This is a genomic window from Pararhodobacter sp., assembly GCF_034676545.1.
Taxonomy (GTDB): Bacteria; Pseudomonadota; Alphaproteobacteria; order Rhodobacterales; family Rhodobacteraceae; genus Pararhodobacter.
This window is the reverse complement of the sequence record NZ_JAUCBZ010000005.1, coordinates 1-20,688: the sequence shown is the minus strand read 5'-3', so window position 1 is coordinate 20,688 and position 20,688 is coordinate 1. Positions and strand designations below refer to the sequence as shown.

Genomic DNA, 20,688 nt, shown 5'->3' with positions numbered 1-20,688 from the left:
GTTCAATCAGGACATTGAAGCCACCCGCTGCGGTGGCTTTTTTGTTGTTTGCTACTTGGGTGTCAACCAAGTGTCAACGCAGGATTTTCCTGACAGCTCGGAGACGCGCTGTGCGACGAATGGCTGGTACCAGTGCTCGACGGTGGCGCCGCCGATCAGATCACTTGATTCATCCGGCAAATTGCCGTACCATTTTCTCATGGAGGACATCATCATGCCTGTAGCCATCTCTACCGCCCGTCTCGAAGCTCGAATCAGCACTGACCTGCATTCGATGCTCAAACGCGCCGCTGAGCTTCAGGGGCGTACTATGACTGACTTCGTGGTCACCGCCGTCCAGGACGCCGCACAACGCGCCATTGAGCAGGCTGGGGTTATCCGTTTGTCGATGGCCGATCAGGAGTGCTTTGCACAGGCGCTGTTGTCACCACCTAAGCAAACACCCGCCTTGAAGCGTGCTTTTGCTCGCCGCAGCAAACTCCTGAGTGCTGAATGAGCAGTACGTCGTTCCGGCTTGCCTTGTTGGATAGCACGCACGACCGCGCTGCATTCAATAGTGATTCAGAACCCTTAAACCGCTACTTGCAGACGCAGGCCACACAGGATGTTCGCCGCCGTGTTGCTGCTTGCTATGTCGCATTGACTGATGAGCAACGCATTGCAGGCTACTACACCCTGGCTTCATCAAGTGTTTTGCTGACTGATCTTCCCGCCAATATCGGCAAAAAACTGCCGCGCTATCCGACTGTGCCAGCGGTTCGCATGGGCCGCCTAGCCGTTGATCAGGCGTTCAAGGGACAGGGACTCGGTGGTGCGCTCCTGGCTGATGCGCTTGATCGTGCTGCCCGCGCTGAGATTGCCGCCTTTGCCATGACGGTGGATGCCAAGGACGATGCGGCTTCAGCCTTTTATCGACACCATGGCTTCATTGATTTGCCTGATTCACCGCTGACCCTGTTTCTGTCGCTGGCAACTGTTCGGCTTTCTTCAAAGTAGTATTTCAGTGTCAAAAAAGCGTCAACTGTATAGCAAAAAATAGCGCATCCATAGCGACGGATAAGTAATCTAACCAGTTGATTTAAAAAATGAATCAACGCCAATGATACACAATCAAGCTGAATCATAATCCGCGGGTCCGGGGTTTGATTCCCTGATGCGCCACCAGATTTTCCCTGTTCAATCAGGACATTGAAGCCACCCGATGCGGTGGCTTTTTTGTTGTTTGCGGCTTGGGTGTCAAGCAAGTGTCAACGCAGGACATCGTAAGCGGTGCATCTCCCCCATTATTCCCAGGCGGCGAGATTCATGGCTAAATCTTGGTCATGAGTATTCCACGGCAACAGCGCCTCGATTTCGTCCACTGTTTGGGCCATCGGCAGGTGTTCCAGCACAAAGCGCAGCCACGCATAGGGCTCGCGCCCGTTGGCCTTGGCCGTTTCCAGCAGCGAATACAGTACCGCGCTGGCGTGTGCACCCGCCGGGGTATCCGCAAAAAGCCACGCTTTTCTGCCAATCACAAACGGCCTGATGGCGTTTTCTGCGGGGTTGTTATCGATGGGCAAATCGCCGCACTCGGTATAGCGGATCAGGCGCGGCCAGACCTTGTGCAGATATCCCAACGCTTCGCCCAGCTTGCTCCTGGGCGTGACCCCCGGCAGGGTTTCATCCAACCATGCACGCAGCTTTTGCAGGATCGGCAGGCTGTGGGTCTGGCGCGCCTCGAAGCGCTGCGCATCGCTCGCTGTTTTCAGCTTGGCCTCGATACGATACAGCCGGGCGAACAGATCCAGCGCGTGGTCTGCGCGGGCACTCTTGCCTTTGGGGCTGACCCGTTTGGCTTCGACGAACTTGCGCCGAGCATGGGCTGCGCACGCCAGGTGCTCCACACCGGGCAGGCGCGCCACCGGCGCGTAGCCTTCGTACCCGTCGGTCATCAGGTAACCCTGCCAGCCTTCGAGCAGGCGTACCGGTATCTGCCCCGAACGGCTCGCCTCGTAATCAAACAACACCACCGTGCGCCCCGGCGGCCCGCCGCGCTGCACCCACATATAACTTTTAGAGGTCGGACTTCGCCCTGGTTCTTTCAACACTTGAACCGTGGTTTCATCCATGTGGATGACGGGCGCATCCAGCAAGGTGTCGCGGGCCAGATTGTGCAGCGGCTGCAAGGCCTGGGCGAGCCTGATCATGGCCCGCGTCATGCTCTGGCGTGGGACGTCCACCTGGTGGCGGGCCATCACCTTCTCGAAGCGCGCCAGAGGCAGGCCGTCGACATACTTCACCACCGCCATCATCGCCAGGAACCCGGCGCTGAAGTTGCTGCGCGGCAGGACCTGCGCCGGTGCCGGCTGCTGTACCGGTGCCTGATCGCCCTTGGGGCAGGCGTAGCGCGGGCGCACCGTGCGGATCACGCGGATTTGCATCGGCACGATGTCCAGCTGTTCACTCACGTCTTCGCCGATACGCACCATGGGGGTGCCGCAGGCGCATTGGCGTTCTGCTTCGGGGACATCGACCAGGAACTCGACGCGGGGCAGCTCGGGCGGCAAAGCGCGGCGATGACCGCGCTTGGGGCGAGGCGTGTTGTGCGCGGGCGCGCCCTCGTGTGCGTCTTCGAGATCAGCGGCCTGCTCGGCCAAGGCTTCCACTTCGTTAAACAGCTCGCCCTGGTGCGACTCGCTACTGGGGCCGAACACCTGATGCCGGGCCAAGCGCCATTGCTCAAGGATGCGTTGCACCGCCTCGGCGACCCCTGTGGCGACGCCGGCGGCAATCCCTTCTTGCAGTTTCCTCTCGAACTCGGATTGCATCGCCGAACGCAAGGCGTGAAGGTGGGTTTCGTTCTGCGCCTGCAGCGTGGCCCGTAACTCGGCCAGCGTCTTTTCGCGCTCGGCTTTCAATGCCGCCTGGAAGGCTTCAACCGAGGTCGGCACAGCGCCGATTTCGGGGCTGAGCTCAGGGGGGAAGGATGGGGTGGCTGCAGGGCGATCAGACATGCATAATTATACCAGAATTATCACATAACTGACTGATATTTCAGTGTTTTATGAGGATAATTCGCCCATAAATCAAACCCTTCCAACAGCCACTCCAACTCTTTGGGGGTGAGTGTCACGGTCGCTTGCGCGCCTGGCGCGGGCCAGGCAAAGCGCTCTTTCTCCAGCCGCTTCTGCCAAAGGCAAAAGCCGTTGCGATGCCAATACAGAATCTTGATGCGGTTGCGCTGGCGATTCACGAACACGAATAACGTATCGCCGAAGACATCCAGTTCCAGCTCGCTTTGCACCAGCGCGGCCAGCCCGTCGATCTGCTTGCGAAAGTCCACCGGCACGCAGCACAAGTAGACCTGCCCAATCGCCACTCCCGGGTGCATCAATGCACCTGCTCAGTCAGCGCCTGACGCACCTGCGCCAGCCACTGCGGGCTGGGCAAGCCGGGCAGCTCCAGACGCAGGCCAGCGCCCAGCACCAGTACATGGCGATCCGCCGCGACAGGGTGATCGACAGCGGCGAGCGGGCCCACGCTGACCGGCACAAACTGGCGCGCAACCGGCGCAGCCACCGCCTTGACGGGCACCTGAGCCTTCCGCTCCAGGGCTTTGAGGCGCCGGCGCCAATAATACAGGCTTGAGACCGGCAACCCCTCACGCTGCGCGTAGGCCGTGGCGCCAATGCCCTCGCGCGCTATCGCGTCAAGGTGCATTTCCCACCAGGCCTGCCCTGGTCCTCGACTCGTCGACATCCTCGGTTCTCCTGTTTGCTTGCAGAACCGATACGATGCCCCACAGAGCGGGCGCGAACAATCATGGGAAAAATGGAGCGTTTACGGATGGGGGCTTGATATACAACTTCCCTGACGGCTCATTTCGAATGACCCTTGCCGGGACTGAAGAGTATCGCTTTTCACTCGCCACCCTGACGCCACTGACAGATAACGCGCGCGCATTAGGAAGCGGGGCTTTTCGATGGTCACAACTTTACGCTGGTAGTGGCACGATCAACACGTCAGACATACGGGAAAAACAGCAACAGCACCCCTTGTCTGACAAAGAGCGCGCGGTTGCTGTCAGGCTCAAATCCCTTGTCAGGGCGTTCAAGTGGAATAAATCCGTCGAAGAGAAAGGAAAAAATGCCCGTTGGCATTTTGGGGTGATGGCCCAGGAAGTGGCTGATGCCTTTACATCAGAAGGGCTCGATGCTCACGATTACGGGCTTTTCTGTTACGACGAGTGGAGCGAGCATTCAGAGGTAAAAGACAGCGAAGGCAACATTCTCGAACCACTCCGACAAGCCGGCAACCGTTACGGCATACGCTATGACGAGCTTATCGTATTCATTTTAGGCGCGTCCTCATGAGCCAGTATGTTCCCCGCGTTGGCGACAGCCTCATCCCAAGAGCCTGGCACTGTGGAAAGTTCTTTCAACACTCTAGCTGTATATTCTCGGGGAGGCGGAATGTGCCCGCGTCCCCAATCGCCGACATGCAGATAGAGGCCGTCCGCAAGCTGGCTTTTACCCGTCCATTCCAATCCGTAATTTCCAATAAACGGAACGGTGTGCGGTTTGACGTGCCAGTCACTAACATTTTGCATGTAGACAACGGGTGGGCGATATTGAGAAAAATGCTCTGCAAGATCAAATACGATGCCCTCAAACGCGTCTTCAAGATTGCCGCCCTGCCAGCCAAAACAAACCTGTGCGAATCTTTGAGTATGTTCAGGGTTGTAGCGTGCGATGTTGGTTTGCGGGTTGAAAACGACGGCAAGCGCGGGCACCTTGGTAGCGTAAAAGAGACTTGCGAATCCTCCGGCAGAACCACCGGCCATGATTACCCGGCTTGCTCCAGTGGTGGCTTTTATCCTTTCAATTATCCGAGGGAGTATGTCTTGCAGAGCAAGATGCAAATTGCCCGCATACCACGCAATATTAATGTCCGGGGCCAAATAATAACTTGGATCATTAAAGGCGACGACCGTGCAGTCTATTCCTTCTGCGATCCCCAGCCCAGAGAAGAACGGGGGCAAATTCTCCGTACTTCGTTGTGCGGCACCGCCAAAAACAACAAGCAGCGTGCCAGAGACTTTGGGGCGAAGATAGAAATCAACAATAGACTGATCAATAGCGATCGAGTGCACGCCAAGCTCAAGAGAGTCTGTTGCAAAAAATTCATCGATGCCTTGATATCTGGTGACGCTAGAGCCCCATCTTTGATAGCTCGGTTCGATCATTTATTACCTTTCATTCGTAACGGTATGGCTTATCCGCACGCAGCGGTCCAAGCAAGCAAAGCTGGATCTTACATCTTTAGGCTGACCTACGTGCATAGCATGGGGTCGGGTCGCAAAGAGGAACTGCTGCAGCCGGGAGGTGCCTGATGCCGCTGTCGCAATCATCACCGCCGTTCGTGAATCCAACTTTAACCCTTGGGGTAAAAAAATAATGGAACCAACTTCTAGCGCGGTATCTGCAGGCGTAGCAATGGGTGCGGTTGCCGTCACGTCTCTCCTCCCCGGCGTGAATGGCGACGCCTTGATTGGTGCTTTTGCTGGTGCCGTGGTGTTCGCCCTGCACGCGAAGGACACTACCGTTGTGAAACGGCTGGTCTACATGCTTGTGTCTTTCATCATAGGGTATCTGGCTGCGCCGGAAGTTATGCGGCTGTCCGGTTTGCAAAGCTTCACCATAGCCGCTTTCGCTGCCTCGGCCTTGGCTGTCACTACGGCGCTGGCGGGCATCGAGAAAATCAAATCGTTTGATTTCGCCAGCTTCTGGAAAAGGGGGTAACGCCATGTTGATCGCCCTAATTGTCGTGGTGGCCAACGTACTGACTGCGGCCCGACTGATCTGCTACCAACGCCACGGGGCCCGCTACCGTCCGGTAATGTCTATCCTGGCCTACGCGCTGATTGTGTGTTCCGGCGGGCAGGTTATCGATGTGCTGATAAACGGCAGTCCGGTAACGATCTGGCAGGCCGGGTTTTCTTCCGTCGTGGCGTTGCTTGTCCTGCGGGCCCGGGGCAACGTCGCGTCGGTGGTGAGGACAGTAGCATGATCGCCGAATTCTTACGCCGCCTTTTCGCCCCGGCCTCTGCCGCCCAGCCCAGCGCCGCGGCGACGGTCGCACCACCCGCCCCTGGATCCACGGTTCCTTTCTCTGACGCCTTCGAGCGCCTTATCGGCCATGAGGGCGGGTACGTGAACCACCCCGACGACCCGGGAGGGGAAACCAACTGGGGCATCACCAAGCGCACAGCGCGGGAAGCCGGGTATACGGGCAGCATGCGCGACCTGACACGCGATCTTGCCAAAGATATCTACTACGACGCCTACTGGATGCGGGCACGATGCGACGAGTTCGACGGCGCTATCGCCTTCCAGGTGTTCGACGCGGCGGTGAACCACGGCATCGGCAACGCCATCAGGTTTCTGCAACGGGCGGTTGGTGTTGCTGATGACGGCGCTGTAGGGCCGGTAACCCTGCAGGCGGTCAAAGCTATGACCGTCACCGACGTGCTTGCCCGCTTCAACGCGGCGCGCCTGACCTTCTACACCAACCTGTCCACCTGGCCGTCCTTCGGGCGCGGCTGGGCCAGGCGGGTGGCGGGGAATCTTAACTATGCTGCTGACGACGCTTAAAGCCCTGTGGGGCAAAGTTTGGAGTTACGTGGTTCTAGCCAGTGCTTTGGCGGCCGGCCTGATCGCCCTGCGACAGTCCGGCAAGTCGGCGGGCCGCGCCGACGTGGAACGCGAAATGAACCAGCGGGCGGCGGCCGCCCGGAAGGAAGCACGCCATGTGGCTGATACGGTCGATTCGATGGGCGACGATCCTGTCGCTGATAAGCTTAAATCTGACTGGGTGCGCAACGACAAGTCCGGCGGTTAACTACTGCGATATCGCCAAGCCCATCTACTTTGATTCGGTGGCTGACGTGGACGTGACGCCGCCCGGCGTGCGTCGGCAGATTCTGGAAAATAACGAAACCGTAAAGCGCCTGTGCCCTAACTAAAGCGCGCACGGATATCAAGCACCGCTTGGGCCAGCGTGGTGGCGTCGATTCCGTTTATTCCGGCTTCGATATAGTGGACGATCTGTTGGTTCATAGAACGACCGTCACGGTCGGCGCATTCCTGCAAGCGCTCGCGCATGCCTTCGGGCAGGCGCAAGTCTACCTTCTCTTTCTTAGTGGGATTCTCAACGCGGGGGCGTCCTGGCTTATTCTGATTCATGCGCGGGAGCATACCCGCGATTCTGTCACATTTAAATACCATTAAAATAATGGTATATGGGTGTGTTTCTGCCGGTATTCTGCCGTTCCCCGTTGCAGCGAAAGGCGTAGAGTAGGGTTGCTTCCTGCTCGAAGCCTTGAAAATTTAGATACATTCGCTGAAAAAGGAGTTCGCTGTGCATCAATATCTGGCAGCCCCACTGCCCGACAACCAAACCGTTTCCCGCCCGTTTCATCCTTGCCCCGGTAGTGGCCAGCCGCTGCTCATGGTGCGCGCTGGCGCACCCACTGAAGCGGCCCTTGAGCATGCCGGCAACTTGCTCGATGCCGCGTACCATGTCGCCCGCCAGGGAGCCGATGGTGAAGCCGGTCTGATGGTGCACGCTCTGTGGGCGGTCATGCACTTGGTTGAATGCGCCAACGCCGTCATTGAATCGACGATTGGCGGGCCCTGTGCCAACGACGAAACGGCCTAAAATCTGTACTATTGAACGCCGACCGCCTTAATGAAATCAAGCGTTTAGGACGGTTGTACCGCCCAAACAATAGTACAAACCCCGCGACCTAACATAATGATTTAATTGGGTAAATCGACGCTTAGAAACTCTGGCTACGAACCAAGGGGTCGTGGGTTCGAATCCTGCCAGCCGCGCCATATTAAAAAGCCTGCAAACTTTGTTTGCAGGCTTTTTTCTTACTAGGTCGAATTGCTTTAGCGACTGCAAGCCAGCATAGTGACGAGTCTCCCCTTGCCACATGGCCTCGATACGCCCATAAAAAAACGGGCTCTGTTGCCAGAATGCCCGTTTTTCTCTGATTACCTGCGGTAGTTGGAATCAAGCAGTCACATAGAAGGCTACGCCTTCATAGTTGAAATAACCACTTAACATGACTGCGTCCATCTCAGCTATATCGACGGTATAGAAGTGCGTACCTGACTCTTTATTGACAAAGCGATAGAGTTCCGTCGTACCGTCGACCTTAGTTGCATAGGCCTTGAAAGCAACGCCCTCGTATTGCCATGCACCGCCAGCTTCACGCAGATGATCCGCTTCTGCAGGACCCGCTGTATAAAAATGGTCGCCAGTATCTACATTGAAGAACCGCTGCACAGACACGGTATCCGCCCCGTTGACGCTACGCTCGAAGCTTGTGCCCTCGTACTGAAAGCCACCCGTCTGAGCTACAGCCGAGGCCTCGTCGTTATTGGACGTATAGAAATGGGCATTCAGTTCAGTATTATAAAAACGGTGCACCGCCGGGGTCAGATCGTTGAGATTCCCCCCAAAATCACTGAAGTCGGCGACTTCGATATTCAGCAAGGTATCCGTGCCATCACGGTCTGCCACCGTATCCTGAACCGTATACTCGCGGCTTAAGACGTCATAGCGCAGGCCGTAGTCCGCATAGCTGCCCAGGAATAAAGCATTATCCCAGCCCGCGCCGCCATCCAGGTAATTATTGGCCGCATTGCCCCGCAAGACATCATGACCGGCGCCCGTGATGGCGTTTTCGATGATGGTTCCATAGGCGATGGCAAGATTCTGCGTCATGCCATTTACCGAGGAATAATGGCCGGGCCGCAGATCCACCATGCCGTCGGTGCCCCAGCCGCTAAGATTCAAGGTGTCGTTTCCGCTCGCATCATAAATCGTCAGAATGGGGTGCTGGTTGATGGAAAAATCGTAGATCTGGGCGGTGGGCCCCTGAATATTGGAACCAAAACCATAAACGGTATTTTCCGCCCGGGTCGTCACATCGGCGCCATATAACTCCTGAATCACCATGATGTCATTCAACATGGGGGTCTGGGCGGAATGCCCCAACCAATTGCCCCAGGCAACCTGGCCTTCACCATCGTTCATGCCGGGACCGTAGTACGACATGATCGACAGAAGATCGCTATCCTGATAGGACGACGGGCCATCATTGTCTTCGCCGTTGTAATCCCCCATATGATTCAGACCCAGGGCATGACCGACTTCGTGGACAAAGGTGATGAAACTGTCTTCCCCGACCTTAGGTGCCTGAAGATTTTCGTACTTAGATGAAAACCAGACGCTGCCGCCATCCTTCGGATAAAGGGCAAAAGCGTAGCCGTCTGTATTGGATGTATTGCTGACTGCAATATTGGCGGCCTGCACAGACCCCTGCATGATATGGGGCGCAATCAAGTCATCCCAAAGCATCATGCTTAAGTTGACCAGGGGCAACTGGGCGGCATTGATCGGCGAAAACCCAGCTGCTTCGTCGGCAAGATCCGGCCCGAATTGGCTGGCCAATTGTGGAAACGCATAGGTAATGACCTGATTGTTCCAAGTGCTGCCAGAGTTCATCTGATTGAAGACCTGCTGGTCAGTCCATTGCGGGAGGGCCATATCTGTGCTCCTTTGGCAAATATATAACGTTGTTGTCATTGCGGTTATTAGACGCTAATTCTACAGGCAAACATTATCTTCAGGCGGGGAAAACCTTGCTGCATGACGCGACCCCGATGGTCTGCAGGATAGCGCAGAAACATCATGCACTAGCACCCGTTTCAGCGGCTTTGTCGCGCGCGCTGGCTGCCAGCGTTTTTTCCAGCAACACCGTATACAAGGGCCGCCCTCCCAGGTACTGGGCCACTATCGTCGCCCCCAGGCAGGTAATAATCATGGGCAGGATCAGTTGATAGTTATCGGTCATCTCCAACACCAGCAAAATCCCCGTAATGGGCGCACGCACGGTAGCTGCAAATAAGGCCCCCATCCCGGCAATCCCAAAGGCACCGACTTCAAGACCATAGCCGGGAAACCAATCCAGCGCCACGTAACCGAATGCCCCGCCAAACAAAGTGCCCAGCGCCAACAAGGGCGAGAAAATACCGCCAGGCGCACGCGAACTGAAGCTGAGCGTCGAGGTAAAAAACCGCAGCACAAAAAACAAAGCCAGCATGGGCAAGGCCACACCACCCGCCATGGTCTGATGGATCACATCGTAGCCTTCACCAACAATGGCCGGCATATACAGGCCCACCACACCAAAGACCCCGCCAAGCAGTCCGCCAGTCAGGACAAACCGCAAGCATTTACCCTGGTAAAAACGCTGGAAAACATCCTGCAAGAACAGCAGGCAGCGATTGAATGCAATCCCTGCCACCCCTATGCACAAGCCCAGCACCAGATACAGCCATAAAGTCTTCAGCGGCGCCGTGGAAAACTGCCCCACCTGCAAAATTGCAGCCTGGCCATTTAGCAAACGCATCATGATCGTGGCGCAGACCGACCCCAGCACCACGGCTTTAATGGAGATCAGATTATATTTGAACTGCGGGCGCATTTCCTCGATGACAAACAAAATCCCGGCCAGGGGCGCATTGAACGCCGCTGCCAGCCCGCCTGCCGCCCCAGCCAGCAACAAGATATGCCGCGAATCACCATCGTGAACCTTGAATTTCTCGGTGATCATCTGCCCCAGGTTCGCGCCCATTTGAATCGTAGGGCCCTCCCGCCCCAGCACCAAGCCGGACCCCAGAGAACCCAGGCCACCGATGAATTTCACCGGCAGCACACGACGCCACCGCGTGGGACGCAAATCCTGCACAGCCCCCTCGATCTCTGGCACACCCGAACCACTGGTCTCTGGCGCAAAACGATGCACAAGATAATAGGCCAGCATGGCCAGCAGGGCCGACAGCGCAAACAAAGCCGGAATCAGCAACCAACTGCCGCTCAGATGCTGAGTAATGAAAGCAGGCCTGGCACTGAAAATCCAAGCCGTCCCACGCTGGAACAAGGCTCCCACCAGCCCGGCTAAAGTCCCCACTAGCGCCGCCAGCAGCAAAATCCTCAACGAAACCATCTGCGTTTCCCGTAGTTTCAGCAAATGCTGAAGACGGAAACGCTGATTTGAAGGCGAAACATGGGGGGGCTGGGGCATGAGAATCGGGCAGCGGGTGGATGGTGATGTATGTTAACTGCTGGCGTCTCGCTTGCGCTGATACTCAGGCAGTCTCCAGCAACTGCAGCCCCGTCCTGCGCACAAACTCCTCATAGCTGATCGGCGGCCCGACCTTCGTATTCTGACTATTGGTATGCCAATGCACCCATGATCGACCTGTCGTCGCATCGTAGACCAGCTTGAATAGATGCGTCGGCACGGCCACGCGCCCTGCCCCAATGGTTTGCGGCTGGCCGATATAAAGAGGCCCGGTGAACACATAGACATTGCCCCTGGCCCGCATGACGTACTTGCGCGTGTCTGCCTCGATCTGACTCCATGCTTCCCTGTTGTGCTGGGCGTCCTGCGGCACGATGTTGGCCAGGCTGAAACTCTGCGCCATCGCCTCATTAGTATGCATGTCACCGGCTGGCGCCATGTGGCCCCGGTCGTAGCCGGAACCTCGGTAGTCATCAAGCTCTGCGCGCTCGGATCGCGGCAGGCGTGCGTCCGCAAAAAACCGATCCGTTCGGCTGATGCCCTGGGCCTGCTGGAGCATCCCCCTATTCAGGCCTTGGGCAACAAATACCGACGTTTTCGTCCGACCGCTATACAGAATGGCGAAGGCATCGTAGCAAAGCTCTCGCAGCGCCGGGCCGGACGGCACGCTCGGCGGCTGCTTGCCTGGGAAGAACTGGCGGCACTGGCCAAAGCTGGTTTGAATCCGTGCGCCAGTCGCCACGACTTGCGCTGGGCTCTGTGCCGGGCTGGACAATCCGATCTCTGTCAGGATTGGACCAATCGGAATCCGATCAAGAAGCTGCGGATTGATCGCGCAACTGGCGACGACAAACGATACAGCGAAAGATACAAAAAACGCCCGACTACGGCTACGGACGCTCTTTTTGGGCTTTGTTGGGCGGCGGCGCGACTTCTTTCTACTCATGCGGTGATTGTGCACACCATTCTGCTTGGGCTAGCCTAATTCAAAGCTGGTCACGCCAAATATACGCTGCGTGGCGATGTCGGGAGAATAACGGTTATACATGCGGGCAGTACCGAACACTTCGTGCATGCCCAGGCCGGTGGCCAAGCGAATCGCTTCCTTATTCACTTCGGGCACGTCCAGATAGATCGAGCCCTGATCCGGGAGCCCGTCACATAACGCCAGCAGCAGGTGCTCTGCGATGCCTGGATGATCTGCAAATAAGGGGCCGACCTTCCACCCTTCGCGGCATTGACGAATGGCTCCGTAGCCACGTATCGCTTCGTTTTCTTGCCACACTAGCGTGACTGAATCAGGCTGCTGCGTCCAGGCTTCTAGAAAATCCGGGCGCGGTACTGAAAAACACAGCCGATCATAGCTTGTCAGCGTATCCATGCGGACCTGATCGACAGGAACGATGCAAGGCGTTGTTGTTGGTCCAGCAGGTACACGCTTATTCCAGACATAGCGGATATTGCTGTACGCCAGATTGAATCCGGATTTTCGATAATTGTCTTGCTGATCCTTGACGCCATCCAGACCGATATTTCGTGTGCCGAATTGTTCAAGTGCGCGATCCCACAGGGGCAGACCATAGCCGCGCCCACGGCATTCAGGGACGACGATATAGAAACCCAGAAAACCGAACCCTTTGCCGTAATGCAAGCCCGAGCCATCAAGCACGCACCAAGCCTCAAAGCCTAGCTGCGGCTTCCAAATGCCTTGGCAATCTTCTGGTCGGTCTTGTACTGACTCAGCGCATACACAGCCCAAATAGCCGCAGGCACCCAACCGATAAGCGTAATTTGCAAGATCAGACAAAAGATACCGGCGAACGGCCGTCCGATTGTGAAAAACGTAAGCCAAGGTAGCAACAGCGCAATAAGAAGTCGCATGGTGATTCCAGAAAATTTAACAAGGAAATTTTACCTTAGATGCTTTCACGGGGTGGCTGATACCGCCCCGCCAATGGCCACTCCTACCGTAATGTCGACGGTATTTTGTTTTATCTTGATCGAACCGGTTCTTGACCTCCATACCGCCATCAGCCGCTGCAGGCGGCAAGGTATGCTTCCGATTGGATTGAGCATCTGCCGCCAGGCATGATGATGTCCTGTAAACGCTCCATTTTTCCCATGATTGTTCGCGCCCGCTCTGTGGGGCATCGTATCGGTTCTGCAAGCAAACAGGAGAACCGAGGATGTCGACGAGTCGAGGACCAGGGCAGGCCTGGTGGGAAATGCACCTTGACGCGATAGCGCGCGAGGGCATTGGCGCCACGGCCTACGCGCAGCGTGAGGGGTTGCCGGTCTCAAGCCTGTATTATTGGCGCCGGCGCCTCAAAGCCCTGGAGCGGAAGGCTCAGGTGCCCGTCAAGGCGGTGGCTGCGCCGGTTGCGCGCCAGTTTGTGCCGGTCAGCGTGGGTCCGCTCGCCGCTGTCGATCACCCTGTCGCGGCGGATCGCCATGTACTGGTGCTGGGCGCTGGCCTGCGTCTGGAGCTGCCCGGCTTGCCCAGCCCGCAGTGGCTGGCGCAGGTGCGTCAGGCGCTGACTGAGCAGGTGCATTGATGCACCCGGGAGTGGCGATTGGGCAGGTCTACTTGTGCTGCGTGCCGGTGGACTTTCGCAAGCAGATCGACGGGCTGGCCGCGCTGGTGCAAAGCGAGCTGGAACTGGATGTCTTCGGCGATACGTTATTCGTGTTCGTGAATCGCCAGCGCAACCGCATCAAGATTCTGTATTGGCATCGCAACGGCTTTTGCCTTTGGCAGAAGCGGCTGGAGAAAGAGCGCTTTGCCTGGCCCGCGCCAGGCGCGCAAGCGACCGTGACACTCACCCCCAAAGAGTTGGAGTGGCTGTTGGAAGGGTTTGATTTATGGGCGAATTATCCTCATAAAACACTGAAATATCAGTCAGTTATGTGATAATTCTGGTATAATTATGCATGTCTGATCGCCCTGCAGCCACCCCATCCTTCCCCCCTGAGCTCAGCCCCGAAATCGGCGCTGTGCCGACCTCGGTTGAAGCCTTCCAGGCGGCATTGAAAGCCGAGCGCGAAAAGACGCTGGCCGAGTTACGGGCCACGCTGCAGGCGCAGAACGAAACCCACCTTCACGCCTTGCGTTCGGCGATGCAATCCGAGTTCGAGAGGAAACTGCAAGAAGGGATTGCCGCCGGCGTCGCCACAGGGGTCGCCGAGGCGGTGCAACGCATCCTTGAGCAATGGCGCTTGGCCCGGCATCAGGTGTTCGGCCCCAGTAGCGAGTCGCACCAGGGCGAGCTGTTTAACGAAGTGGAAGCCTTGGCCGAGCAGGCCGCTGATCTCGAAGACGCACACGAGGGCGCGCCCGCGCACAACACGCCTCGCCCCAAGCGCGGTCATCGCCGCGCTTTGCCGCCCGAGCTGCCCCGCGTCGAGTTCCTGGTCGATGTCCCCGAAGCAGAACGCCAATGCGCCTGCGGCACCCCCATGGTGCGTATCGGCGAAGACGTGAGTGAACAGCTGGACATCGTGCCGATGCAAATCCGCGTGATCCGCACGGTGCGCCCGCGCTACGCCTGCCCCAAGGGCGATCAGGCACCGGTACAGCAGCCGGCACCGGCGCAGGTCCTGCCGCGCAGCAACTTCAGCGCCGGGTTCCTGGCGATGATGGCGGTGGTGAAGTATGTCGACGGCCTGCCTCTGGCGCGCTTCGAGAAGGTGATGGCCCGCCACCAGGTGGACGTCCCACGCCAGAGCATGACGCGGGCCATGATCAGGCTCGCCCAGGCCTTGCAGCCGCTGCACAATCTGGCCCGCGACACCTTGCTGGATGCGCCCGTCATCCACATGGATGAAACCACGGTTCAAGTGTTGAAAGAACCAGGGCGAAGTCCGACCTCTAAAAGTTATATGTGGGTGCAGCGCGGCGGGCCGCCGGGGCGCACGGTGGTGTTGTTTGATTACGAGGCGAGCCGTTCGGGGCAGATACCGGTACGCCTGCTCGAAGGCTGGCAGGGTTACCTGATGACCGACGGGTACGAAGGCTACGCGCCGGTGGCGCGCCTGCCCGGTGTGGAGCACCTGGCGTGCGCAGCCCATGCTCGGCGCAAGTTCGTCGAAGCCAAACGGGTCAGCCCCAAAGGCAAGAGTGCCCGCGCAGACCACGCGCTGGATCTGTTCGCCCGGCTGTATCGTATCGAGGCCAAGCTGAAAACAGCGAGCGATGCGCAGCGCTTCGAGGCGCGCCAGACCCACAGCCTGCCGATCCTGCAAAAGCTGCGTGCATGGTTGGATGAAACCCTGCCGGGGGTCACGCCCAGGAGCAAGCTGGGCGAAGCGTTGGGATATCTGCACAAGGTCTGGCCGCGCCTGATCCGCTATACCGAGTGCGGCGATTTGCCCATCGATAACAACCCCGCAGAAAACGCCATCAGGCCGTTTGTGATTGGCAGAAAAGCGTGGCTTTTTGCGGATACCCCGGCGGGTGCACACGCCAGCGCGGTACTGTATTCGCTGCTGGAAACGGCCAAGGCCAACGGGCGCGAGCCCTATGCGTGGCTGCGCTTTGTGCTGGAACACCTGCCGATGGCCCAAACAGTGGACGAAATCGAGGCGCTGTTGCCGTGGAATACTCATGACCAAGATTTAGCCATGAATCTCGCCGCCTGGGAATAATGGGGGAGATGCACCGCTTACCCCCATCCGACGAACTTCCGGGTTTCGCGTAGTAGTGCCCTGCAAAATTAGACGCTGGGGCGGCTAGTGAGACTATCGTATTTGAGTCCGATTCGAACAATGCCTTGGTGTGGGATTGGATCGCACTGCCAGAACTACCGGCGAAGAAATGGAATTTTGCAGTAGTCGTGCCGTAACCGTTTGCACCCCACACAAAGCGTCCGGTTGCGCGATCATAGTAAAAATCTTTAGCATCGGAAGGGGCAGACCAATAATAAACCTCATTCTTCCCGTTTCCTGCGAAAGTTGTTGTTCCGCCGGCGCTATCCCAAGTACTGAATGTGTCGCAGCGAATTGCAATAAAGTTGTTGGAAAAATCGCTGTAATCACTGGCTACACGCGATCCATTCCAGACGTGCAAGCCGACAATCATGTTATTTGTGAAGTCTGAGTAATCAACATGCCCAGTGCTTGAATCCCGAACCTCAACGCCGATTTCGGTATTTCCTGAAAATGAAACCCTGCTTGCAGCAGACTGGTATCCGATGGACGCCATGCTATTAGCATATACGCGGATGCCTTTTCTGTTGGCGGTGAACTTCCCGCCCGTCACGTACAGCTTTGTGCTGTTGTTTACGTTAATACCTGCCCACGCACAATTATCCGCATGAACATTTACCGCCCACAGATTGCTGTGATAGTCAATCTGGAGGCCCGAAGAGCCTGTGCCAGCAGTCCAATTCTGAAACTTGATATCTTGTACTTTCAGGAGCATGTATTGCTGAAAATACAGTCCAGCAAGTAGGGGGCTTGTAGTACCGTCAATAATTGCGACGGGGATATTGGGGGAACCCCCCACGTCAGGGCCAGCCACGACGATTCTGTTGCGACTACGCACGCCGATACCCGCGCGCGCAAATCGTTGTGTATCGCAGCGTCGGCGGCGCGTGCCAGCGCGTCGGGCGTTGCCAAATCGCCGTGGCGTTCCAGCATACGCAAGTCGGTCAATGCTTCGATTTCAACGTCAGGCGGCTGGGCGCGGGCCAGTGACTGTACTAGTTCGTCGCCCGACGAGAAGCCGAATAATTCGGCCACCAAATCAGGGTGTAGGCCGTTGTTCACGACCATGCGGTTTGCTTCCAGGGCTTTCCAGATGGCGCCGTCGGCGTTGCCGTACATGTCGCGCAATTCGGGACGCGATAAGCGCCCGGCGACCATGCTTTCAAGGTTCAGGCCTTCGCCGGCCCTTTCTTCGTATTGTGCCGCATCATAATCAAATTGATTAGAGTAGGTAGGGGACCCGCCCAGTTCATCGAAGAACTTCCATTCAAATTCGTTGGGGTCCCAGTTCGGATTCTGATGGCCGGTATCCAGATACCCGTATTCACCCAGCGCTTCACGCATGGCGTCCAGGCTCAAACCGTCGGTCTTACGCAGTACGGGCTTACCGAACACCGGCTGCGCGATTTTCTCTTTCAGGTCAATGCCCCATTCGCTTTGTGCCTGTTCGCGCTGAATACCACCCAGCTTGGCGATGGCAACGAAAAGCGAATCCTGCGACGGATCAACAACATCGGGGTCAGACTTGGGCCGGGCCTGCGATCGTACGCGGTCGTCAGCCGACACCTTGCCGGTTAGAAACTGCCAGGCGCGATACACCGGCTGGCTCATAATCTCGCGCCGCACCTCGATGCGCTCACGGGCCTGCAGCGCTTCGGCTTCCTTTTGCAGTCGCTTTAGAGCTCGCGACTTGGCGTTGCTCAACCACTTCATATCGCGCAAGCCGCGTTCAGATAGTTGGGCTTGGGCGTCGGCGGTGGCATCCTGCCCTAACGCTTGGTACGCGGCGAACTCGTCGGGCGACATGCCGGCCTGCTGTGCCGATTCGAACAGAGGCAGCATGCTGCGCCCATACTCGGCCGCTTTGATTTGGTCGTCGGTGGCCAGCATGCGATCCATGACGTCGCGCACTTCGTCGGACAGTTCGACGTTAAGGGCCCGCAACTGCTTGTAGACGTTCACCAGCCACGCGCGGAACCGCTGAAACACGCCTTGCATTTCAATGCTGGGCGCATTGCCCTCGAACAAATATGCCTCAAAGCCCCGCGCGAACTGTTCGTGGTAGCTGCGCTTTTCCTCAAAGTCCAAGTTGTACCAGGTCGAAAGGTCGGACACGCCGAACCATTGCAACAGCGCGTTGGCGTCGGCCACAATCTGCTGTTCGGCTTCGTACAAAGTAAAGCCCGTGGCTTCGTGCGAAAGCTGGGCGGCCATGTCCAGTTGCACTTCCAGAAAGAAGTGGCCGGACTCATGCAGGAACGTGGATAGATCAGCCGCTTTCAACAGGCCGATGGTGTTGGTGTCAGGACTGAAAAAGCCGCGCGCGCCCTGGTTCAGAATGTTGGGGTCGTTTGGGTCGAAAGTGCCACGGTTACCCAGCTACTGCGTTCTTCCTTTAGCTGACCCCACCTGGACAAAGACCCGCAGACGATACGTGACTGGAACGAGGGGAAGATACCCGTTCTATTCGCCCACCCGGCCAGTGCCGGCCACGGTCTGAACCTGCAGGACGGCGGCAACATTTTGGTCTTCTTTTCACACTGGTGGGATTTGGAACAGTTCCAGCAGATCGTCGAACGCATCGGCCCCACGCGCCAGAAGCAGGCCGGGCACGACCGTCCCGTATTCATTTACCACATCGTCGCCGAAGACACGGTAGACGAAATTGTTATGGCACGGCGCGAATCCAAGCGCGAAGTGCAAGACCTGTTGCTCGAAGCAATGAAAAGGAGGAAAACCCTATGAACCACGATGCTGTTTGCGTTCAGCTTTGCCGCAGTGCCGGCCTTTCTGACGACAAGATCGTCGCCTTGCTTACCCGGCTTGCCGGTATCAGCGCAGGCACTACCAGTGACGGGAGCACCGCCAGCTATTACGAACTGCCACAGGGCGCCACAGAACTGCAACACCTGATCAGCCACCGCAACATGAACGCGCAGGTCGGGGAAATATTCCGGGCCTGCTATCGCTACGGGATAGTGGCCCACAGCCCCAGGCCCGCGACATTAAGAAGATCATCTTCTATGCAAAAGCCGAACTCGAGCGTTTAGAAAAAGGAGCAAACCATGGCTGACGATATCGACTTGGCGCAAGCCTGCGAAGAACTCGACCGTGAAGCGGCCATTGCTGCCCGACCTTCGCCCAAGCTGGCGCCCGGCGTGCCGGGCGACTGCGAATACTGCGGCGAATGGTTCAGCCGACTGGTGGGCGGCGCGTGCGGCTTCTGCCGTGACCGGTACAAATTGCCTTAACAGGAGCGTAAGCTATGACTATCGACGACACGTTCCTGACGCCGCAAGAGCTTGTCAGCCTGACCAACCGGACGCGCTGCGACGCCCAGGTACGTGCGCTGCGCTTTATGGGCATTGAACACAAGGTTCGCGCCGATAATTCCGTGGCGGTACTGCGTGAGCATGTGCGTCAGGTGTTCGGCGCCGTACCGGGCTCGACCCGGCGCGCCAAGAAAGTCGAGCCAGATTGGAGCGCAATCTAATGGCCGCGAGAAAACGAAATCCAGAAAACCGGGGCCTACCCGACCGTTGGCGGTTCACCCACAACGCGTACTACTACCAAGTGCCGCCGGGTCTGGAATCCAAGTGGGATGGAAAGCAGACCTTTCGCCTGGGCAAGACACTGCCCGAAGCGTACAAGACCTGGGCCGCCCGACTGGAAAACCAGATCAACGTTCGCACCGTCGGCGAATTGCTCGACCGGTACGCGCTGGAAGTCGTGCCGACTAAAGCGGTCAGCACCCACGAACAGCAAGCCATATGGATACGCCAGCTTCGCGCGGTGTTTGGCGAACTGCCCCTGACAGATATAAAGCCGGCGCTGGTGTACCGCTACGTGGATCAGCGCAGCAAGAAGAAAACCGAAACTGTCACGGACGAAAAAACCGGCAAGGAGCGCAAGCGCGTTACGGGCGGGCCAACTACTGCGCTGCGGGAAAAAGAAGTGTTGTCGCACGCCTTCACCAAGGCCGTAGCCTGGGGGTACCTCGACCAGCACCCATTCAAAGGCGAAATGGAACTGGAAGGCACCGGACACCGCGACCGCTACGTCGAAGACTGGGAAGTGGTCGAAGCGCTGGCCATGCCGTCGCGCCGCAAGAAAGGCAGCGTGCTGGCCATCCAGGCGTACATACGCATCAAGCTGATGACCGGCATGGCCCGTTCCGACTTGTTGCGCTTGGAACTGGGCAAGCACATAAAAGACGACGGCATCCACGTGCAGCGGCACAAGACTGCAGGCAGCAGCGGCAAGCGCACCGTGTACAAATGGACGCCCGAACTACGGGCGGCGTACGACATGGCGGTGTCAGTCAGGCCGGCGCTGTCGCCGTTCTTATTTTGTAACAGGTACGGCCAAGGGTATATTGACGAGGAAACCGGAAAGGTTCACGGCTGGAAAAGCATGTGGCAGCGTTTCATAGAGCGCGTTTTGTCCGAAACCAAGGTGTCGGAGTCGTTCACCGAACACGACCTACGGGCCAAGTGCGCATCGGACGCCAAGACGCTGGAACACGCCAGGGCGCTTTTGGCCCACGCGGACGCCCGCACCACAGACGCGATCTACCGACGCCGGCCGGAAGAAGTCACACCACTGAAGGGGATAGGTTAATGGAACAGCACCGTAAAGACAGATTGAAATGGGAGTTGCGCCAAGCAGTGCGCAACGTGCGCAATAATTGGAAGCTTTATCTGCTGCTTTTGGCGTCGATTCTGATCACAGGCGGCCCGTTTTTCCCAGCATTCCCGTTAGCATGAGCCGGTTTTCTATAGTACAAAGCCGTTTCAATAGTACAAACCAAAAGGGGGTTCCTCTCGGAACCCCCGCATTCT

28 protein-coding genes and 1 pseudogene are annotated in these 20,688 nt (G+C 57.5%); 17 read left to right on the top strand and 12 right to left on the bottom strand.

The annotated features are described in order from the left end of the window. Together VDQ28_RS01075 and VDQ28_RS01070 are read left to right on the top strand one after the other, a co-directional pair. Positions 1-496, top strand: a 496-nt coding sequence (locus VDQ28_RS01075; RefSeq protein ID WP_323034260.1) for a DUF1778 domain-containing protein, incomplete at its 5' end; no start/stop codon positions are given. Continuing rightward, the gene (locus tag VDQ28_RS01070) at positions 493-996 is read left to right on the top strand and encodes a GNAT family N-acetyltransferase (RefSeq protein ID WP_323034259.1); all 504 of its coding nucleotides are present in this window, start codon (positions 493-495) and stop codon (positions 994-996) included. The genes VDQ28_RS01075 and VDQ28_RS01070, both read left to right, overlap by 4 nt. A gap of 287 nt (positions 997-1,283) precedes the next feature. On the opposite strand, the gene tnpC (VDQ28_RS01065) is transcribed toward VDQ28_RS01070, so the two are convergent. The 3 genes from tnpC (VDQ28_RS01065) to tnpA (VDQ28_RS01055) all read right to left on the bottom strand — a co-directional run bounded on the left by tnpC (VDQ28_RS01065) (position 1,284) and on the right by tnpA (VDQ28_RS01055) (position 3,741). Then, entirely contained in the window at positions 1,284-2,810 is a 1,527-nt protein-coding gene (tnpC, locus tag VDQ28_RS01065; protein WP_322995367.1) for an IS66 family transposase, read from the bottom strand. A 206-nt stretch (positions 2,811-3,016) separates the two neighbouring features. Then, entirely contained in the window at positions 3,017-3,361 is a 345-nt protein-coding gene (gene tnpB, locus VDQ28_RS01060) for an IS66 family insertion sequence element accessory protein TnpB (RefSeq protein ID WP_323034248.1), read from the bottom strand. Positions 3,362-3,372: 11 nt separating this feature from the next. Then, positions 3,373-3,741: an IS66 family insertion sequence element accessory protein TnpA gene (tnpA, locus tag VDQ28_RS01055; RefSeq protein ID WP_269360395.1), complete on the bottom strand. Its 369-nt coding sequence runs from the start codon at positions 3,739-3,741 to the stop codon at positions 3,373-3,375. Positions 3,742-3,869: 128 nt separating this feature from the next. Here tnpA (VDQ28_RS01055) and VDQ28_RS01050 point away from each other — a divergent pair, with 128 nt between their 5' ends. Continuing rightward, positions 3,870-4,355 (top strand): tail fiber domain-containing protein, encoded by a 486-nt coding sequence (locus tag VDQ28_RS01050; protein WP_323034258.1) that lies wholly within the window; start codon positions 3,870-3,872, stop codon positions 4,353-4,355. Here the strand turns inward: VDQ28_RS01050 and VDQ28_RS01045 are convergent. Next, complete coding sequence (locus VDQ28_RS01045; protein ID WP_323034257.1) at positions 4,313-5,227, bottom strand: hypothetical protein; 915 nt, start codon at positions 5,225-5,227, stop codon at positions 4,313-4,315. The two genes, VDQ28_RS01050 and VDQ28_RS01045, sit on opposite strands and share 43 nt — an antisense overlap. A gap of 139 nt (positions 5,228-5,366) precedes the next feature. On the opposite strand from VDQ28_RS01045, the gene VDQ28_RS01040 reads away from it, so the two are divergent. The 4 genes from VDQ28_RS01040 to VDQ28_RS01025 are packed head-to-tail and all read left to right on the top strand — an operon-like array spanning position 5,367 to position 6,882. After that, the gene (locus VDQ28_RS01040; protein ID WP_323034256.1) at positions 5,367-5,783 is read left to right on the top strand and encodes a putative holin; all 417 of its coding nucleotides are present in this window, start codon (positions 5,367-5,369) and stop codon (positions 5,781-5,783) included. Positions 5,784-5,787: 4 nt separating this feature from the next. Continuing rightward, positions 5,788-6,051: a phage holin family protein gene (locus VDQ28_RS01035; protein WP_323034255.1), complete on the top strand. Its 264-nt coding sequence runs from the start codon at positions 5,788-5,790 to the stop codon at positions 6,049-6,051. Further along, positions 6,048-6,635, top strand: a complete 588-nt coding sequence (locus VDQ28_RS01030; protein ID WP_323034254.1) for a glycoside hydrolase family 108 protein — start codon at positions 6,048-6,050, stop codon at positions 6,633-6,635. Before VDQ28_RS01035 ends, VDQ28_RS01030 begins: the two co-directional genes overlap by 4 nt. Further along, positions 6,616-6,882, top strand: coding sequence for a hypothetical protein (locus tag VDQ28_RS01025; RefSeq protein ID WP_323034253.1), 267 nt, complete (start codon positions 6,616-6,618; stop codon positions 6,880-6,882). The genes VDQ28_RS01030 and VDQ28_RS01025 overlap by 20 nt, the downstream gene beginning before the upstream one ends. Positions 6,883-6,998: 116 nt before the next feature. Here VDQ28_RS01025 and VDQ28_RS01020 read toward each other — a convergent pair whose 3' ends face one another. After that, positions 6,999-7,226, bottom strand: coding sequence for an Arc family DNA-binding protein (locus VDQ28_RS01020; RefSeq protein ID WP_323034252.1), 228 nt, complete (start codon positions 7,224-7,226; stop codon positions 6,999-7,001). 175 nt (positions 7,227-7,401) lie between these two features. Between VDQ28_RS01020 and VDQ28_RS01015 the strand changes: the two genes are divergently transcribed. Next, positions 7,402-7,701: a DUF3077 domain-containing protein gene (locus VDQ28_RS01015; RefSeq protein WP_323034251.1), complete on the top strand. Its 300-nt coding sequence runs from the start codon at positions 7,402-7,404 to the stop codon at positions 7,699-7,701. 360 nt (positions 7,702-8,061) lie between these two features. Here VDQ28_RS01015 and VDQ28_RS01010 read toward each other — a convergent pair whose 3' ends face one another. From VDQ28_RS01010 to VDQ28_RS00990, 5 genes are all read right to left on the bottom strand, one after another. After that, positions 8,062-9,603: a M10 family metallopeptidase C-terminal domain-containing protein gene (locus tag VDQ28_RS01010; RefSeq protein WP_323012533.1), complete on the bottom strand. Its 1,542-nt coding sequence runs from the start codon at positions 9,601-9,603 to the stop codon at positions 8,062-8,064. Between the two features lie 142 nt (positions 9,604-9,745). Continuing rightward, on the bottom strand, positions 9,746-11,143 hold the full coding sequence (gene clcA, locus VDQ28_RS01005; RefSeq protein ID WP_322997209.1) for a H(+)/Cl(-) exchange transporter ClcA: 1,398 nt from the start codon (positions 11,141-11,143) through the stop codon (positions 9,746-9,748). Between the two features lie 64 nt (positions 11,144-11,207). Further along, entirely contained in the window at positions 11,208-12,089 is an 882-nt protein-coding gene (locus tag VDQ28_RS01000) for a DNA/RNA non-specific endonuclease (protein WP_323034250.1), read from the bottom strand. A gap of 30 nt (positions 12,090-12,119) precedes the next feature. Then, positions 12,120-12,812: a GNAT family N-acetyltransferase gene (locus VDQ28_RS00995; RefSeq protein ID WP_323034249.1), complete on the bottom strand. Its 693-nt coding sequence runs from the start codon at positions 12,810-12,812 to the stop codon at positions 12,120-12,122. 17 nt (positions 12,813-12,829) lie between these two features. Beyond that, positions 12,830-13,024: a YqaE/Pmp3 family membrane protein gene (locus VDQ28_RS00990; RefSeq protein WP_322997207.1), complete on the bottom strand. Its 195-nt coding sequence runs from the start codon at positions 13,022-13,024 to the stop codon at positions 12,830-12,832. A 305-nt stretch (positions 13,025-13,329) separates the two neighbouring features. Between VDQ28_RS00990 and tnpA (VDQ28_RS00985) the strand changes: the two genes are divergently transcribed. The 3 genes from tnpA (VDQ28_RS00985) (at position 13,330) to tnpC (VDQ28_RS00975) (ending at position 15,787) form a co-directional block, all read left to right on the top strand. Beyond that, positions 13,330-13,698, top strand: coding sequence for an IS66 family insertion sequence element accessory protein TnpA (gene tnpA / locus VDQ28_RS00985; protein ID WP_269360395.1), 369 nt, complete (start codon positions 13,330-13,332; stop codon positions 13,696-13,698). An 11-nt stretch (positions 13,699-13,709) separates the two neighbouring features. Then, positions 13,710-14,054: an IS66 family insertion sequence element accessory protein TnpB gene (gene tnpB, locus VDQ28_RS00980; RefSeq protein WP_323034248.1), complete on the top strand. Its 345-nt coding sequence runs from the start codon at positions 13,710-13,712 to the stop codon at positions 14,052-14,054. A 206-nt stretch (positions 14,055-14,260) separates the two neighbouring features. Continuing rightward, a complete protein-coding gene (tnpC, locus tag VDQ28_RS00975) occupies positions 14,261-15,787 on the top strand; it encodes an IS66 family transposase (protein WP_322995367.1) in 1,527 nt (508 codons plus the stop codon). 319 nt (positions 15,788-16,106) lie between these two features. Here the strand turns inward: tnpC (VDQ28_RS00975) and VDQ28_RS22525 are convergent. Both VDQ28_RS22525 and VDQ28_RS00970 read right to left on the bottom strand, forming a co-directional pair. Continuing rightward, positions 16,107-16,562, bottom strand: a pseudogene (locus VDQ28_RS22525) (right-handed parallel beta-helix repeat-containing protein); the annotation flags it as partial. Beyond that, on the bottom strand, positions 16,553-18,130 hold the full coding sequence (locus VDQ28_RS00970; RefSeq protein ID WP_323034247.1) for a hypothetical protein: 1,578 nt from the start codon (positions 18,128-18,130) through the stop codon (positions 16,553-16,555). The gene VDQ28_RS00970 and the pseudogene VDQ28_RS22525, both read right to left, overlap by 10 nt. Positions 18,131-18,397: 267 nt before the next feature. On the opposite strand from VDQ28_RS00970, the gene VDQ28_RS00965 reads away from it, so the two are divergent. The 6 genes from VDQ28_RS00965 to VDQ28_RS00940 are packed head-to-tail and all read left to right on the top strand — an operon-like array spanning position 18,398 to position 20,613. Beyond that, positions 18,398-18,592, top strand: coding sequence for a hypothetical protein (locus VDQ28_RS00965; RefSeq protein ID WP_323034246.1), 195 nt, complete (start codon positions 18,398-18,400; stop codon positions 18,590-18,592). After that, positions 18,589-18,897: a hypothetical protein gene (locus VDQ28_RS00960; RefSeq protein WP_323034245.1), complete on the top strand. Its 309-nt coding sequence runs from the start codon at positions 18,589-18,591 to the stop codon at positions 18,895-18,897. Before VDQ28_RS00965 ends, VDQ28_RS00960 begins: the two co-directional genes overlap by 4 nt. Before the next feature lie 15 nt (positions 18,898-18,912). Then, positions 18,913-19,098 (top strand): hypothetical protein, encoded by a 186-nt coding sequence (locus tag VDQ28_RS00955; RefSeq protein WP_323034244.1) that lies wholly within the window; start codon positions 18,913-18,915, stop codon positions 19,096-19,098. A 14-nt stretch (positions 19,099-19,112) separates the two neighbouring features. Continuing rightward, positions 19,113-19,340: a DUF4224 domain-containing protein gene (locus tag VDQ28_RS00950; protein ID WP_323034243.1), complete on the top strand. Its 228-nt coding sequence runs from the start codon at positions 19,113-19,115 to the stop codon at positions 19,338-19,340. Next, the gene (locus VDQ28_RS00945; RefSeq protein ID WP_323034242.1) at positions 19,340-20,467 is read left to right on the top strand and encodes a hypothetical protein; all 1,128 of its coding nucleotides are present in this window, start codon (positions 19,340-19,342) and stop codon (positions 20,465-20,467) included. Before VDQ28_RS00950 ends, VDQ28_RS00945 begins: the two co-directional genes overlap by 1 nt. Then, entirely contained in the window at positions 20,467-20,613 is a 147-nt protein-coding gene (locus tag VDQ28_RS00940; RefSeq protein WP_323034241.1) for a hypothetical protein, read from the top strand. Before VDQ28_RS00945 ends, VDQ28_RS00940 begins: the two co-directional genes overlap by 1 nt. Positions 20,614-20,688: the final 75 nt, after the last annotated feature.

Excerpts from the sequence above, each read along its gene's own strand:
- VDQ28_RS00990 (WP_322997207.1), bottom strand. The coding sequence starts at position 13,024 with ATGCGACTTCTTATTGCGCTGTTGCTACCTTGGCTTACGTTTTTCACA.
- VDQ28_RS00950 (WP_323034243.1), top strand. The coding sequence starts at position 19,113 with ATGACTATCGACGACACGTTCCTGACGCCGCAAGAGCTTGTCAGCCTG.
- VDQ28_RS01070 (WP_323034259.1), top strand. The coding sequence starts at position 493 with ATGAGCAGTACGTCGTTCCGGCTTGCCTTGTTGGATAGCACGCACGAC.
- VDQ28_RS01030 (WP_323034254.1), top strand. The coding sequence starts at position 6,048 with ATGATCGCCGAATTCTTACGCCGCCTTTTCGCCCCGGCCTCTGCCGCC.
- VDQ28_RS00940 (WP_323034241.1), top strand. The coding sequence starts at position 20,467 with ATGGAACAGCACCGTAAAGACAGATTGAAATGGGAGTTGCGCCAAGCA.
- tnpA (WP_269360395.1), bottom strand. The coding sequence starts at position 3,741 with ATGTCGACGAGTCGAGGACCAGGGCAGGCCTGGTGGGAAATGCACCTT.
- tnpC (WP_322995367.1), top strand. The coding sequence starts at position 14,261 with ATGCAATCCGAGTTCGAGAGGAAACTGCAAGAAGGGATTGCCGCCGGC.
- VDQ28_RS00955 (WP_323034244.1), top strand. The coding sequence starts at position 18,913 with ATGGCTGACGATATCGACTTGGCGCAAGCCTGCGAAGAACTCGACCGT.
- VDQ28_RS01010 (WP_323012533.1), bottom strand. The coding sequence starts at position 9,603 with ATGGCCCTCCCGCAATGGACTGACCAGCAGGTCTTCAATCAGATGAAC.
- VDQ28_RS01020 (WP_323034252.1), bottom strand. The coding sequence starts at position 7,226 with ATGAATCAGAATAAGCCAGGACGCCCCCGCGTTGAGAATCCCACTAAG.
- VDQ28_RS01000 (WP_323034250.1), bottom strand. The coding sequence starts at position 12,089 with ATGAGTAGAAAGAAGTCGCGCCGCCGCCCAACAAAGCCCAAAAAGAGC.
- VDQ28_RS01050 (WP_323034258.1), top strand. The coding sequence starts at position 3,870 with ATGACCCTTGCCGGGACTGAAGAGTATCGCTTTTCACTCGCCACCCTG.
- tnpC (WP_322995367.1), bottom strand. The coding sequence starts at position 2,810 with ATGCAATCCGAGTTCGAGAGGAAACTGCAAGAAGGGATTGCCGCCGGC.
- VDQ28_RS00945 (WP_323034242.1), top strand. The coding sequence starts at position 19,340 with ATGGCCGCGAGAAAACGAAATCCAGAAAACCGGGGCCTACCCGACCGT.
- VDQ28_RS01035 (WP_323034255.1), top strand. The coding sequence starts at position 5,788 with ATGTTGATCGCCCTAATTGTCGTGGTGGCCAACGTACTGACTGCGGCC.
- VDQ28_RS00960 (WP_323034245.1), top strand. The coding sequence starts at position 18,589 with ATGAACCACGATGCTGTTTGCGTTCAGCTTTGCCGCAGTGCCGGCCTT.
- VDQ28_RS01045 (WP_323034257.1), bottom strand. The coding sequence starts at position 5,227 with ATGATCGAACCGAGCTATCAAAGATGGGGCTCTAGCGTCACCAGATAT.
- tnpA (WP_269360395.1), top strand. The coding sequence starts at position 13,330 with ATGTCGACGAGTCGAGGACCAGGGCAGGCCTGGTGGGAAATGCACCTT.
- clcA (WP_322997209.1), bottom strand. The coding sequence starts at position 11,143 with ATGCCCCAGCCCCCCCATGTTTCGCCTTCAAATCAGCGTTTCCGTCTT.
- VDQ28_RS01025 (WP_323034253.1), top strand. The coding sequence starts at position 6,616 with ATGCTGCTGACGACGCTTAAAGCCCTGTGGGGCAAAGTTTGGAGTTAC.